The organism is Sphingobium xenophagum NBRC 107872 (assembly GCF_000367345.1).
GTDB classification, from domain to species: Bacteria; Pseudomonadota; Alphaproteobacteria; order Sphingomonadales; family Sphingomonadaceae; genus Sphingobium; species Sphingobium xenophagum.
The window spans coordinates 94,082-107,743 of record NZ_BARE01000007.1 but is presented as its reverse complement, the minus strand read 5'-3'; the positions used below and the strand labels follow the sequence as shown (position 1 = coordinate 107,743).

The following is a 13,662-nucleotide window of genomic DNA, read 5'->3' as shown; positions in this document are numbered from 1 at the left end:
GTAATCTATTGCCGCATGTAAAAGGAATTCCGGCATTCGCTGGAATATGGGGACATATGACTGATACGCTTCCTCTTTCTGGCAAGCTGGCGCTTGTAACCGGGGCCAGTCGTGGCATCGGCGCGGCAACGGCCAAGGCGCTGGCGGCGGCGGGCGCGCATGTCGTGCTGACCGCGCGGACCACCGGGGGTCTGGAAGAGGTGGAGGATGCGATCCACAAGGCGGGCGGCCACGCGACGATCGCGCCGCTGGACCTGATCGACGGGGAAAGCATCGGGCGGTTGGCGCAGGCGATTGCCGGGCGTTGGGACGCGCTGGACATATTGGTGCTGAACGCGGCGACGCTGGGATCGCTGGCCGCAGTGCCTGCGATCGACGCCAAGGAATTTGCGCGACTGCTGACGCTCAATATCGCCGCGCCGCAAGCATTGATCGCGGCGTTCGACCGGATGTTGCGGGCGAGCAAGGACGCGCGGGTGGTGGCGCTGACATCATCGGTTGCAACGCCGCGTGCCTATTGGGGCGCCTATGGCGCGTCCAAGGCCGCGCTGGAAACGCTGGTAGGAGCCTATGGCGAGGAGATGAAGAATATCTCCGCCATCCGCACGCATATTGTCGATCCGGCCGCGACCCGCACGGCGATGCGCGCGCGGGCCTTTCCCGGTGAAGATCCTGCGACGGTCAAGGGACCGGAAGTGGCGGCTGACGCTATCGTCGATCTGGTGGTGGCGGACACGCCGACCGGGCATCGGGTGCGGATCGAGCGCTGAGGCGTCAGGCGGGCTTGACCAGCGTTACCTGGGCCACATCTATGCCCCGGCCACGAAAACCGCCTTCGCAATACATCAGATAATAGCGCCACAAGGCCACGAAATGCTGGTCAAAACTGGCGGGCAGCCGGCCTTCGTCGATGACGCGGTCGAACCGTTCGCGCCAGCGGCGCAGCGTTTCGGCATAGTCGAGGCCGAAGCGCTCCACATCCTGCCAGACAAAGCCCTGCTGCTCCGCCAGAGCGCGGAAGCGGCTTTCGGAGAGCAGCATGCCGCCGGGGAAAATATAGGTCTGGATGAAGTCCGCGCTTCGCGCATAGCCATCGAAGATCGCGTCATCGATCAGGATATACTGGATCGCCGCGCGACCGCCCGGTTTGAGCAGGCGATGGATGGCGGCGAGATAGTCGGGCCAATAGCGCTGGCCGACCGCCTCCACCATTTCGACGCTGGCGATAGCGTCATATTGCCCCTGAGCGTCGCGATAGTCGGTCAGGCAGATCTGCGCGCCGGACCCTAGGCGATCGCGGGCATAATCGGCCTGTTCCGTCGACAAGGTGAGGCCGGTGTAGCGGACCGCATGGCGTTCCATCGCCTGCTCCGCCAACCCGCCCCAGCCGCAGCCGATTTCCAGCAGCGACGCGCCATCGGCGAGGTCCAGCCGATCGAGGATCGCGTCGACCTTGCGGCGCTGCGCCTGTTCCAGACTTTCGATCCGGCGGTCAGGATCAGCGAACAAGGCACTGGAATAATGCATATTCTGGTCGAGCCAGAGGCGATAGAAATCATTGCCCAGATCATAGTGGAAGGCGATATTGTGGCGCGATCCGCGACGACTGTTGCGCCGTGCCCAATGCGCCAAGCGCCCGGTCCAGCGGGCGGGGCCGCGTGGCCGGGCGGCCTTGCCCAGCGCCACCGCATTCGCCATGAACAGCGCAAAGAGCGGCACGGGGTCGGGACTGGTCCATTCGCCCGCCGCCCAGGCGCGATACCAACCGGACGAACCACCCGTCGCCAGTCGCAGCAGCGCGCGCCAGTGCAACAGGTGCACTGTGCATTCCGGCCCCGGCGCGCGTCCGCCGAGCAGCCTGCGCGTGCCATCCGGCAGGGTGGCGTCGATCGCCCCCTGCTCCAGTCCCTGGTCGATACGATCGAGCAGGCGGTGAAATTGCGGGCCGATCATGCGGGCGAACGCACTGACGGCCCCCGATCGCGGCGGACGCCGTACGGACAGGGGGCGCTTGCCGCGCCGGGGATCGATCGCATTCATGACGTCAATCTTGCATCAAGCCGGGCCGGGCTGCAATCATCCCTTAACGTCGCGATAGGCGGCCAGCGCGCGTTCGCGGCCTTCGCGATGGCCGACAATCTTTGCCGGATAGGCCGGGGGGCGGACGCCATGGGCGTCGGGGTCATGAATATGGGCGTCTGACAGGTCGGCAAGTTCCGGCACCCATTGGCGAATATAGGCAGCCGCGTCGAACTTTTCCGACTGGACCAGCGGGGCCATGATGCGGACGAACATATTGGCATCCACTCCGCTGCCCGCCACCCATTGCCAGTTGACGCTGTTATTGGCGTAGCTGGCATCGACCAGCGTATCCCAGAACCAGCGGGCGCCGTGACGCCAGTCGATCAGCAGATGCTTGATCAGGAAGCTCGCCGCAATCATGCGGACGCGGTTATGCATCCAGCCCGTCGCCCAAAGCTGGCGCATCCCGGCGTCGACAATCGGATAGCCGGTACAACCGCGCTGCCAGGCAGTGAAATCACGTTTCGCCTGTCTCAGGTCGCGCCAGGGAAGCGCATCGAAATCCGCGCGGGCGTTGGCGGAGCCATAGTCGGGCCGTTCGACGATCTGGTTATGCGCATAATCGCGCCAAATCAGTTCCTTGAGGAAGGTTGTTGTTCCTTCATCCGAACCTGTCAGGCGATGCCAAACCGTGGCCGGGGAGATTTCTCCAAAGTGAAGGTGGGGCGAAAGGCGCGACGTTCCCTCGATGGATGGAAGGTTCCGCCCGGTGGCATAGTCAGGCGCTTCATCGGCGAAGCTTTCAAGATTGGCCTGCGCGCCGCCCTCTCCCGGCGTCCAGTCCTTTGAAAAGCCGTTCGCCCAGTCAGGGCTGGTTGGCAGCAGCGCCCAGTCATCCAGCGAATCGCTCGTCGGCCAGGATGATGGCGCGGGAATATCGTCCGGGGCGGGACAAGGCGCAGGCGGGGGCATGTGGGTCATCACCGCGCGGGCGAAAGGCGTATAGATGCGATAGATGCCCCCTCCCCCTGTCCGTACCGCACCGGGCGGCAGGAGCAGGCCGCCATCATGAAGATGCAGATCCACTTGCCTGCCGACCGCCTTTTCCGCGTTGCGCCACCATGGTTCATAGTGGTGGAGCGCATATACGCTGTCGGCGCCGGCCTGCTTTGCGACCTGCGGTATGATGTCCGCCGATTTGCCCTGCCGCAGGATGAGGCGTGATCCTTTCGCGCGGAGGCTTTCGTCAAGCCGCGACAGGCTGTGGTGCAGCCACCAGCGCGACGCGCCGCCCATTGCCCAATGGCGCGGCGTGTCATCGTCTAGGATATAGAGAGGGATCACCGGCCCAGCCTGGACAGCGGCGACCAGCGCAGCCTGATCCGACAGGCGAAGATCCTGGCGGAGCCAGAGCAGGACGGGTTTGGTCATCATCCTGCAATGCAGCCGGATCATGCCGGTTCCAAGCGACCTATAAAGCATCTTGCCAAGGCAGGCCGCCAAATTTGTGGCGACCAAATCCATCGCGTTGCGATTCGATCAATGGACGGATGCAGCCATGCCGCCTATCCTTGGCACGAGAAACAGGAAAAAGTCGGCGGCTCCGGGGGGTATGTCGCGGTCGAAATAGCGTAATCAGGGGACAAAATGGCTTCGACGCCCGAAGAACAGGAACGCGGATACCGACCTTGCGTCGGAATCATGCTCGTCAACATGCATGGCAAGGTTTTCGTCGGCCAACGGCTCGATAATATGGTCGAAGCCTGGCAGATGCCGCAGGGCGGCATCGACCAAGGCGAAGAGGCGAGGGAAGCGGCGCTTCGCGAATTGCATGAGGAAACCGGCATCATCGCCGATCATGTCAAGATCATCGCGACGACCAAGGACGAGCATTTCTACGATCTGCCGCCGGAACTGGTCGGCAAGCTGTGGGGCGGCAAATATCGCGGCCAGCGACAGATCTGGTTCCTGGCTCGCTTCCTGGGGCAGGACGAGCATATCGATATCCAGACCAAGCATCCCGAATTTCGCGAATGGCGCTGGACCGATCCGGAGACGCTGCCGGAGCTGATCGTGCCGTTCAAGCGCAAGCTGTACCGTGACATTCTGGCGGAGTTCAAGGCGCTTATCTGAGCGACCTGTCGCTTAGGGGGTTAACCTTTGCGGTCATGCAGCTATGACACGCACATGCGCTGCTGTTTGATCCCCGTCGCCTTGCTCTTCGCCGTTCCGGTCCATGCCGCCGATACGACCCTGCTGCCGCCAACAGTGCGCGAAATGCTGGAGGCGGCGATTGCCAATGGGAATGAAACGGACATCGCAACCGTGGCGAAGATCGCCCGTCAGACCAACCCAGGTTCAGCGGACGAAATCCAGCAGCTCGTCAACAGCTGGAAAGAGCGAACCAAGGCCACCCATGACACGGTGATTCGCGAAGCGAGCTTCGCCGAATTGTGGACCGGACGGGTCGAAGCGGGCGGGTTCCGATCGACCGGCTCCACCAGCGAAATCGGGATCAGCGCATCAGCCACGGCAACCCGCAATGGCCTTCAATGGTCGCACAAGCTGAGCGCGTCCGCCGATTATCGCCGCGCCAATGGCGTCACGTCGCGCGAACGCTATTTTGCCAGCTATGAACCCAAATATCAGTTCGATCCGCGCGGCTTTGCCTATGGGCTGGCCCAGTTCGAGCGGGACACGTCCATCGGCTATGACGAGCGTTACACCGCGTCGGCGGGGGTGGGTTATAAATTGATCGTGAGCAAGCCTGTCGACCTGCTGGTCGATATCGGCCCTTCGGTGCGACACGCCAAATATCTGATCGGGGTGCGGGAAACCAAGCTGGGCGCCCGTGGATCGATGGCGCTGGCCTGGCGGGCCAGTCCCACCCTGACATTCAAGCAGACCGCCGCCGGTTATGCGGAGAGCGACGTCTATTCGCTCAACGCGCTGACGTCGATGGAGACGAAGGTGACGACGCGCTGGTCGGCCGCGCTGTCCTATAACGTGCAGTATGAGTCCGAGACATTATTGTCGTCGCGCAATTTCAACACGCTCAGCCGGGTGACTTTGAGTTACGATTTTTAGGCCATCGGCCAGATCGGATTGTCACATTCCAGGCTGACGCATGACTACGCTGTCAGAGGGGTGGAGACACAGCGCGGGGTCTGATAGACCCGGCGGGATGACGCTTTTATCATCGCTCGATCGAACATTGCTGGACCATGCGGCAGATGCGCCGATGCTGGCGCAGGTGCAGGCCTGGGCCGCTGTCAACAGCGGGTCGCGTAATCTGGATGGACTGGGGGTGATGGCCGGATTGCTGGCCGACGCCTTTGCCGTGCTGCCCGGTGACATAAGACTGGTGGACGCCACGCCAGTCGAGACGGTCGCTGCTGATGGGCGGATCGACAGCATCGCATCGGGTCGCCACCTCCACCTGTCGGTTCGTCCGGATGCGCCGGTGCGGCTGCTGCTGACGGGGCATATGGATACGGTGTTCGGGATCGATCATCCTTTCCAGACGCTGCGCTGGCTGGAGCCGGGCGTGCTGAACGGACCGGGGGTGGCGGACATGAAAGGCGGGCTGGCGGTGATGCTGGCGGCGCTGCACGCGTTCGAGGGGACCGAAGAGGCCGCAAGGCTGGGCTATGATGTCGTCATCAACAGCGACGAGGAAGTGGGCAGTCCTTCTTCTGCCGCATTGCTGAAGAAGGTGGCGGCGGGAAAGCTGGCCGCCTTCACCTATGAGCCAGCGCTGCCCGATGGCACGCTGGCTGGCGCGCGGGCCGGGAGCGGCAATTTCTCGATCATCGTCACCGGGCGTAGCGCCCATGCCGGGCGCAATCCCGATGATGGGCGTAACGCGCTGCTGGCGGCGGCGGATCTGGCGCTGCGGCTGAAGGCGGCGAGCGGCAAGGGCTTTTCCTGCAATCCGGCCAGGATCGACGGCGGCGGGCCGAACAATGTCGTGCCTGATCATGCGGTGTTGCGCGTGAATTTCCGGCCGATGACGCCCGCGGACGAGAGCGCAGCGCAGGCCTTGCTGGACCGGGCGATCGCCGATGTGGCGCGCGAGCATGACGTCAGCCTGCATTGCCATGGCGGCTTTGGTAGACCGCCAAAGCCCATGGACGCCAAGGCGCTGGCGCTGTTCGAACTGGTACAGCGGTGCGGCGCGGAACTGGGCCTGCCGATCGGCTGGCGCGACACGGGCGGTGTATGCGACGGCAATAATATCGCGGCGTGCGGCGTGCCGGTGGTCGACACGATGGGCGCGCGCGGCGGCAGCATCCATAGCGACGCAGAATTTCTGCTGACCGACAGTCTGGCCGAACGGGCACAACTGTCTGCGCTGGCGCTGCTGCGGATCGCGCAAGGACAATATAAAAGAGAGGGAATGATCGCTTGAGCTTCATCATGCGCACCGCGCGCGCGGACGATTTGCAGACCTTGTACGAGATGGCCAAGCTGACGGGTGGCGGTTTCACCAACCTGCCGCCCGATCGCAAGGCGCTGTCGGCAAAGCTGGAGCGGACCGCGACTGCGCTGTCCCGCACCGGGGAGGGCATCAAGGACGAACTGATCGTGCTGGTGCTGGAGAATACGGAGACGGGGCAGGTGCGCGGCACATGCCAGATATTTTCGACCGTCGGGCAAAGCTGGCCCTTCTACTCCTATCGACTGGGCATGTTGACCCAGCATAGCCGGGAACTGGCACGGACGTTCCGGGCGCAGATGCTGTCGCTGACGACCGATCTGGAAGGATCGACCGAAGTGGGCGGGCTGTTCCTGCATCCGCGCGAACGGGCGGAGGGGCTAGGCCTGCTGCTGGCGCGCAGCCGCTATCTTTACATTCGCGGGCATCGGCCACGCTTTGGCGACCGGATCATCGCGGAATTGCGCGGGGTGATTGACGAGGCTGGCGGATCGCCTTTCTGGGATGGGCTTGCCGGGCGATTTTTCGGCATGAGTTTTCAGGAGGCGGACGAGTTCAACGCGGTCAATGGCAACCAGTTCATCGCCGATCTAATGCCCAAAACGCCTATCTATACCGCGATGCTGACCGACAGCGCGCGCGCCGTCATCGGCCTGCCCCACCCCAATGGCCGGGCGGCGATGCGGATGCTGGAGACGGAAGGGTTCATCAATGCGGGCTATGTCGATATTTTCGACGGCGGGCCGACGATGGTGGGCCAGATTGACCAGTTGAAGACGATCGCGGCGGCGCGTGACGTCATATTGTCATCCTGCCACGACAAGGGCGGCGTCAAGATGCTGGTGTCGACTGGGGCGCTGGCCGATTATCGCTGCACCTATGGCTTTGTTGTCGAGGATGAGGATGGCGCGGTGTCGCTGGACGCGGCAAGCGCGGCGCGACTGCATCTGGAACCGGGGCAGAGCTTCACCATGGCGGGACGGGCATGAGCGTTACCGAGATCAACTTCGACGGGCTGATCGGGCCGAGCCATAATTATGCGGGACTGAGCCTGGGCAATCTGGCTTCGTCCCGCAATGCTGGCGCGATCGCCTATCCGCGCGCGGCCGCATTGCAGGGTATCGAGAAGATGCGCGGCAATATCCGACTGGGGCTGGCGCAGGGCATGTTCCTGCCGCAATGGCGGCCTGACGGGACATGGCTGGCGCAGTTGGGGACCGATATTGGTGCAGCCGAGCCGCATATCCGCGCGGCGGCGATGTCGGCATCATCCATGTGGGCGGCGAACGCAGCAACGGTTTCCCCCGCCAGCGACACCGCCGATGGGCGAACGCATCTGACCGTCGCGAACCTCGTCACCATGCCGCATCGCAGCCATGAATGGCCGCAGACGCTGGCGCAGTTGCGGGTCGCCTTCTCCGATCCCCGCGCCTTTGCGGTTCATGCCCCGGTACCTGCGCCTTTCGGTGATGAGGGCGCGGCCAATCATATGCGGCTGTGCGGCCATCATGGCGCGGCGGGCGTGGAGATATTCGTCTATGGCCGGTCGGGCGGCCCCTTCCCTGCGCGCCAGCATCTCGAAGCGAGCAAGGCCGTGGCGCGGCTGCATGGCCTGGACGCGGCCCGGACCCTGTTTGTCGAGCAGTCCGAAGAGGCGATCGCGGCGGGTGCGTTTCACAATGATGTCGTCGCCGTCGCCAATGAACGGGTACTGTTCGCGCATGAACTCGCCTTTGCCGACAATGCGGGTTTCTACGCCGACTTGCGCGCTGTCATGCCCGGTGTCGAGATTGTCGAAGTCCCGGCCAGTGCGGTCAGCCTGGCCGATGCGATCAAATCCTATCTGTTCAACGCGCAACTGGTAACGCTGCCCGATGGCGGGATGGCGCTGATATTGCCGACCGAGGCGCAGGAAACCCCTGCCGTGTGGCAATGGCTGGAACAGATGGTGGCGGGCAACGGGCCGATCCGTCGACTGGTGCCGGTGGATGTGCGTCAGTCCATGGCCAATGGCGGCGGCCCGGCCTGCCTGCGATTGCGCGTGGTGGCGGACCCGGCGACGATCGATCCGCGGTTCATGATGGACGAGGGCAAGCTGGACGCGATTGCGCGGATCGTCAGTGACTATTGGCCCGAACAGATTGCGCCGGACGACCTGGCGGACACACGGCTGATCGCCCGGATCGAACAATCATGGTTAACCCTTGTTGACCATTTGCAGCTTTCAGGCGATCTAATCCCCTAGCGGCGGGCCGCAACGCCAGGTGGGATCATAATGGGACGCATCAAACGCCTTTTCACGATAAAGACCAAGTTCGAGGCGTTCCTGATCATCTATGCGCTGGCTCTGGGCGCGTCTGAACGCGGTTTGGTCTATATGCAGCAATATCCCGGCCTGGGCGGCCAGTTGCTGGCGCTGGCCTGCACTGGCGCTGTGTTCATGGCGGGCGGCAAGATGATCGACGCGCTGGACTATCAGCGCGCTTACGGCAGCTGAGCCACCCTCCCCTCCGAAACGGAGTGGTCTGTCGATTCACCTTCTGATCCGGGGCTGTATCCTGGTTTCCTGACAGGAACCGGGAGCCAAAAAGCCATGCTGGATGATCGTCGCGGGCGGAGCGTCGCCGCCGCCGAACTGGTGCGCAATTTCGCCCATTGGCGGGAGGTCGGCGCGCGCGAACCCGTGATGATCACCCATCATGGCCGCGAGACCCATATCTTCATGGGGGTGGAGAGTTTCCGCAATCTGGGCGTCGGCGATGGTCCCGCCCCTGCCCCCGACCGGATGCGCGAACTGGCGAACCACATCCATCAGGGGTTGATCCTGTGCCGCAGCGACCTGACGATCGACTATGTGAACAGCGTGGCGCTGGCGATGACCAAGCGGTGGGACCGGCACCTGGAAGGACGATCGTTATGGGAAGCGCTGCCCGAATTCGCCGGTGCGCTGACGGAGGCCCATATACGCCATAGCCTGGCATCCGGGGAGGCCAGCGCGGCGGACATCCCCTCCCCCTTTCGCAGCGATGCATGGTTGCATTTCGAGACATTCTCCTTTGGCGACGGCATCGCCCTGCTGCTGCGCGACATTACCGCGGACATGCGCCGTCACCGTCTGGCCGACGTCAAATCGGCGATTCTGAAGGCGATGAGCGTGCATGGCGGGGTCGGCTATGTCCGGGTGTCGACGCGCGCCTTCATAGAGATTGCCGACGACACATTCTGCGCGATGATGGGCCTGCCTGAAGAAAGGCTGTCGAGCGTGTGCCTGCCCGACATTATCGAAGTTTCCGCCCGCCCTCAGTTTCGCGAGCAGTTGGAGCGGGTGCTGCGCGGCGAGGGTGACAGGCGGGTGACGACACGGCTGCTGACCAATGGCGGGGAAATCATGCCCGTAGAGGCGGCGATCGCGCAACTGCATGGCACTTACGGAATCGAGGGCGCCGTGATCGTGATGACAGGGCAGCGAATGGCGACGGATAAGGCCGGGTAAGCGGCGACGGGTGCAGCTTTTGCGCAAATTCATGGTCCGTTTCGGAGGGAGTGGATCAGGATTGATTGAAGGCCCGGATCGGCGGGACGGAGAAGTGCGCGAATTGCGCACTATCCACCGACAGCCGACCAAACCGGCTGTTGAGTGCGCCCGGCTAGGCTGTCCTTATGCGTAAAAGCCCAACCCTCCGCTTTCGGTCGATCGCCGCCCTGTCCCGCAATCAAGCGGGCAGCGCGCTGGTCGAGGCGGCCTTTGCCCTGCCGCTGCTCATCAGCCTGCTGTTTGGCATATTGGTCTATGGCAGCTGGTTCATGACGGCCCACAGCTTGCAACAGGCCGCCAATGATGCGGCGCGCGCGGCGGTCGCCGGTCTGGACGCTGCCGAACGACGCGCCCTTGTGGACCAGAGCATCGCCGCCAGCCGCGCCGCCTTCCCCGCGCCCGCCGCGCAGACCATCAGTATCGGCACGCAGGAGGGTGGCGGCTATTATCGGGTGACGCTGAGCTATGATCTCAACAACGCGCCGATCTTCGCGGCCACGCCCATTCCCCTGTCCAACACGACGCTTCAGCGCAGCGCAGTCATACGGATCGCCATGCCATGACCCGACGCGGCCTGATCCAAGAGGCGCGTGGCGGCATCAGCCTGATCATGGCGGGATCGCTGTTCATGCTGGCAGGCGCGGCGACGGTCGCGGTGGATCTGGGGTCGGTATATCTGGCCAAGCGGCAGTTGCAGGGCATTGCCGATGCAGCGGCGCTGGCGGCTGTCGGCGGTGGGCGCAGCGCGGCAGAAGAGTTAATAGGGCAAAGCGGGGTCAGCGGCGTTGCGCTGGTCGGCGTTGACGGTGGCAATTATCGGGCCGATCGCGCCGTGCCGGTGGCGGATCGGTTCGTGGCCGGCGAAGGTGGGGCGATGCGGGTCGAACTGCAACGGCGCACGCCCCTGTTTTTCGCCCGGCTGCTGGTCGGTCGCGATGGCATCGACTTGCGGGCGCGGGCGATCGCCACGCGACAGGATGCGGCGGCCTTTTCAATCGGGACAGGGCTGGCGGCGGTCAGTGGCGGGTTGCCCAACATGCTGTTGTCCAGCCTGGCGGGGACGGAGTTGAACCTGTCGGTGATGGACTGCCAGGGTCTCGCCAGCCTGAATCTGGATCTGCTGGGCGTTGCCGATGCGCTGCGGGTCAGGACGGGGCGCGATGATGAAGCCTATGGCGAATTGTTCGATCGCGAAATCCCGCTGTCCGACGTGATCGGGGCGATGGCCGACAGTGCGGGTGGCAATCAAAGCGCCGCGGTGCTGCTGGGCATGGCGGGCAGGATTGCGGGACGATCGATCCGGCTGAGCGATGTCATCGATCTTGGCCCGATGCGGGGCGCGGCAAGCGCAACCGGGCAACCCCATCTGCTGCTCGACGCCTTTTCGATGTTGCGCATGATCCTCAGCCCGCCATCGGGAACATCCGTGCCGATGGACCTGCGTGTGACGGTGCCGGGGCTGACATCGACGCGGCTGATGCTGGTCATTGGCGAAGGGCAAGTGCGATCCCCCCTGCTGAGCGTGACGGCGGACAAGTCCGTCGTGCTGCGTACGGCCCAGACCCGGCTCTATCTGGAAAGCAGCGTCGCCACGGCGCTGTCCGGCATCGCGTCGGTGCGTATCCCGCTCTATGTGGAACTGGCAGCGGCGGAAGCCAGGCTGTCGGCGATCGATTGCACGTCCGGATCGATGACCCAGGGCGTGACCCTGGCGGTGAAACCGTCGATTGGTACGGCGGCACTGGCGGATGTCGACACGCAGGCCCTGACCAATTTCAGCCTGCCCGCCAATCCGCGTCCCGCCATATTAGCGCAGTTGCTTGGCACGAAAGTGACGGGCTATGCGAATGTCGCGCTGGGCGGGGTGCAGCCGCAGAATGTGTATTTTTCCCCCGCCGAGATCAGCGCGCAGACAGCCAAGCGCGTCAGCACCAACGACCTGACGCAAGGATTGGCCGCCAGCCTGGCCAGCCGGACGCAGGTGCAGGTGTCGGTGCTGGGCATCAATGTGAACCTCAGCCCACTCGCCCCGGCCATCGGCACGCTTTTGGCCACGACCGCCCCCTTATTGGACGGCATATTGGCGAGCGTGACGGCGACGCTTGGCGTGCAGCTCGGCTATGCCGACGTGCGCGTGCATGAGATGCGGTGCGGGATGGCGGCCATCGTCGCCTGACGGCTTGCGCTGGCGGCCCGCTGCCGTCAGGAGCGTCCGATGGGCGCGATCATGCTACAGGGAACCGGATCGGACGTGGGCAAATCGGTGCTGGTCGCCGGATTGTGCCGGGCGCTGGTCCGACGGGGCTACAATGTGCGGCCGTTCAAGCCGCAGAACATGTCCAACAATGCAGCCGTCACCAGCGACGGCGGAGAGATTGGCCGGGCGCAGGCATTGCAGGCGGTTGCGTGCGGCGTGCCGTTGCATAGCGACATGAACCCGGTGCTGTTGAAGCCGCAGGCAGACCGGACATCCCAGTTGATCGTCCATGGCCAGGTGCGCGGCACGTTGGGATCGGGCAATTTCCGTAGCGCGCGCGGCGAACTGCTGGGCGCTGTGCTGGAAAGTTACGAGCGATTGAAGGCGCAATGCGACATTGTGGTGGTCGAAGGGGCGGGATCGCCAGCCGAGATCAATCTGCGCGCGGGCGACATTGCCAATATGGGTTTTGCGCGGGCGGCCAATGTGCCGGTCATACTGGTCGGTGACATCGACCGGGGCGGCGTGATCGCGGCGGTGGTTGGCACGCGCACGGTGATAGACCCGGCGGACGCTGCGATGATCCGGGGTTTCCTGATCAACAAATTCCGTGGCGATCCTGCCCTGTTCGAGGATGGCTATGCCCAGATTGCGACGTTGTCGGGCTGGCGCGGCATGGGGGTGGTGCCGTGGCTGGACGCCGTGGCGCGGTTGCCGAGCGAAGATGCGGTGGTGCTGGAACGGCGCGCGCCGTCTGTCGATGCGCCGCTGGTCATCGCCTGCCCGGTGCTGCCGCGCATCTCCAATTTCGACGATCTGGATCCGCTGAAGCTGGAGCCGTCGGTCGAGTTGCGGATGATCGGGCCGGGGCAGGTGATCCCGGCCGATGCGGCGCTGGTGATCCTGCCGGGGTCCAAGGCGACGATCGCCGACATGCGCGCGATGGTGGCGCAGGGTTGGGACATCGACATTCGCGCGCATCACCGGCGGGGTGGCGCGGTGCTGGGGATTTGCGGCGGCTATCAGATGCTGGGACGGACGATCGGCGACCCCGAAGGGATCGAGGGACCGCCGGAGACCATTGCAGGACTCGGCCTGCTGGAGGTGAACACGCTGATGTCATCCGGCAAGGTACTCCATCAGGTGCAGGGCCATGGGCTAGACGCCGATTTTACCGGGTATGAGATGCATATGGGCGCGACCAGCGGGCCGGATTGTGCGCGGCCCTTTGCCATTCTGGACGGCGGGCGGGCCGATGGCGCGATCAGCCGCGATGGGCGGGTGCTGGGCAGCTATGTCCATGGCCTGCTGGCCAGCGCGCCGCTGCGGGACGCATTGCTGCAGCGCTTGGGCGGGCAGTCGGCGATGGCCGATTATGCACAGACGGTCGAGGACGCCCTGGACGATGTCGCGGCGCTGCTGGAGCAGCATGCCGACATCGACGCGATGGTCGCGCTGGCGATGGCGTGA

The 13,662-nt window shown here is 64.2% G+C and carries 13 protein-coding genes; 11 read left to right on the top strand and 2 right to left on the bottom strand.

Going from position 1 to position 13,662, the window contains the following annotated elements:
- Positions 1-56: 56 nt before the first annotated feature.
- Positions 57-770, top strand: a complete 714-nt coding sequence (locus SX1_RS04275; RefSeq protein ID WP_019052065.1) for an SDR family NAD(P)-dependent oxidoreductase — start codon at positions 57-59, stop codon at positions 768-770.
- A 4-nt stretch (positions 771-774) separates the two neighbouring features.
- Here the strand turns inward: SX1_RS04275 and SX1_RS04270 are convergent, their stop codons facing one another.
- Together SX1_RS04270 and SX1_RS04265 are read right to left on the bottom strand one after the other, a co-directional pair.
- A complete protein-coding gene (locus SX1_RS04270; protein ID WP_019052064.1) occupies positions 775-2,040 on the bottom strand; it encodes an SAM-dependent methyltransferase in 1,266 nt (421 codons plus the stop codon).
- A 36-nt stretch (positions 2,041-2,076) separates the two neighbouring features.
- Entirely contained in the window at positions 2,077-3,453 is a 1,377-nt protein-coding gene (locus SX1_RS04265) for a cryptochrome/photolyase family protein (protein ID WP_026149499.1), read from the bottom strand.
- 216 nt (positions 3,454-3,669) lie between these two features.
- Here SX1_RS04265 and SX1_RS04260 point away from each other — a divergent pair, with 216 nt between their 5' ends.
- From SX1_RS04260 to SX1_RS04215, 10 genes are all read left to right on the top strand, one after another.
- On the top strand, positions 3,670-4,155 hold the full coding sequence (locus SX1_RS04260) for an RNA pyrophosphohydrolase (RefSeq protein ID WP_019052062.1): 486 nt from the start codon (positions 3,670-3,672) through the stop codon (positions 4,153-4,155).
- A gap of 54 nt (positions 4,156-4,209) precedes the next feature.
- Complete coding sequence (locus tag SX1_RS04255; protein WP_017182908.1) at positions 4,210-5,109, top strand: DUF481 domain-containing protein; 900 nt, start codon at positions 4,210-4,212, stop codon at positions 5,107-5,109.
- A 97-nt stretch (positions 5,110-5,206) separates the two neighbouring features.
- On the top strand, positions 5,207-6,433 hold the full coding sequence (locus tag SX1_RS04250; RefSeq protein ID WP_026149498.1) for a hydrolase: 1,227 nt from the start codon (positions 5,207-5,209) through the stop codon (positions 6,431-6,433).
- On the top strand, positions 6,430-7,449 hold the full coding sequence (locus tag SX1_RS04245) for an arginine N-succinyltransferase (RefSeq protein ID WP_019052060.1): 1,020 nt from the start codon (positions 6,430-6,432) through the stop codon (positions 7,447-7,449). The genes SX1_RS04250 and SX1_RS04245 overlap by 4 nt, the downstream gene beginning before the upstream one ends.
- Complete coding sequence (locus SX1_RS04240) at positions 7,446-8,705, top strand: N-succinylarginine dihydrolase (RefSeq protein WP_019052059.1); 1,260 nt, start codon at positions 7,446-7,448, stop codon at positions 8,703-8,705. The genes SX1_RS04245 and SX1_RS04240 overlap by 4 nt, the downstream gene beginning before the upstream one ends.
- A 30-nt stretch (positions 8,706-8,735) precedes the next feature.
- Positions 8,736-8,957: a hypothetical protein gene (locus tag SX1_RS04235; RefSeq protein ID WP_017182912.1), complete on the top strand. Its 222-nt coding sequence runs from the start codon at positions 8,736-8,738 to the stop codon at positions 8,955-8,957.
- A 96-nt stretch (positions 8,958-9,053) separates the two neighbouring features.
- The gene (locus SX1_RS04230) at positions 9,054-9,953 is read left to right on the top strand and encodes a PAS domain-containing protein (protein WP_017182913.1); all 900 of its coding nucleotides are present in this window, start codon (positions 9,054-9,056) and stop codon (positions 9,951-9,953) included.
- Positions 9,954-10,120: 167 nt separating this feature from the next.
- Complete coding sequence (locus SX1_RS04225) at positions 10,121-10,558, top strand: TadE/TadG family type IV pilus assembly protein (RefSeq protein ID WP_019052058.1); 438 nt, start codon at positions 10,121-10,123, stop codon at positions 10,556-10,558.
- Positions 10,555-12,171 carry a pilus assembly protein TadG-related protein gene (locus tag SX1_RS04220; RefSeq protein WP_019052057.1) on the top strand — a complete coding sequence of 539 codons (1,617 nt, stop codon included), beginning with the start codon at positions 10,555-10,557 and terminating at the stop codon, positions 12,169-12,171. The genes SX1_RS04225 and SX1_RS04220 overlap by 4 nt, the downstream gene beginning before the upstream one ends.
- 39 nt (positions 12,172-12,210) lie before the next feature.
- Positions 12,211-13,662, top strand: coding sequence for a cobyric acid synthase (locus SX1_RS04215; protein ID WP_019052056.1), 1,452 nt, complete (start codon positions 12,211-12,213; stop codon positions 13,660-13,662).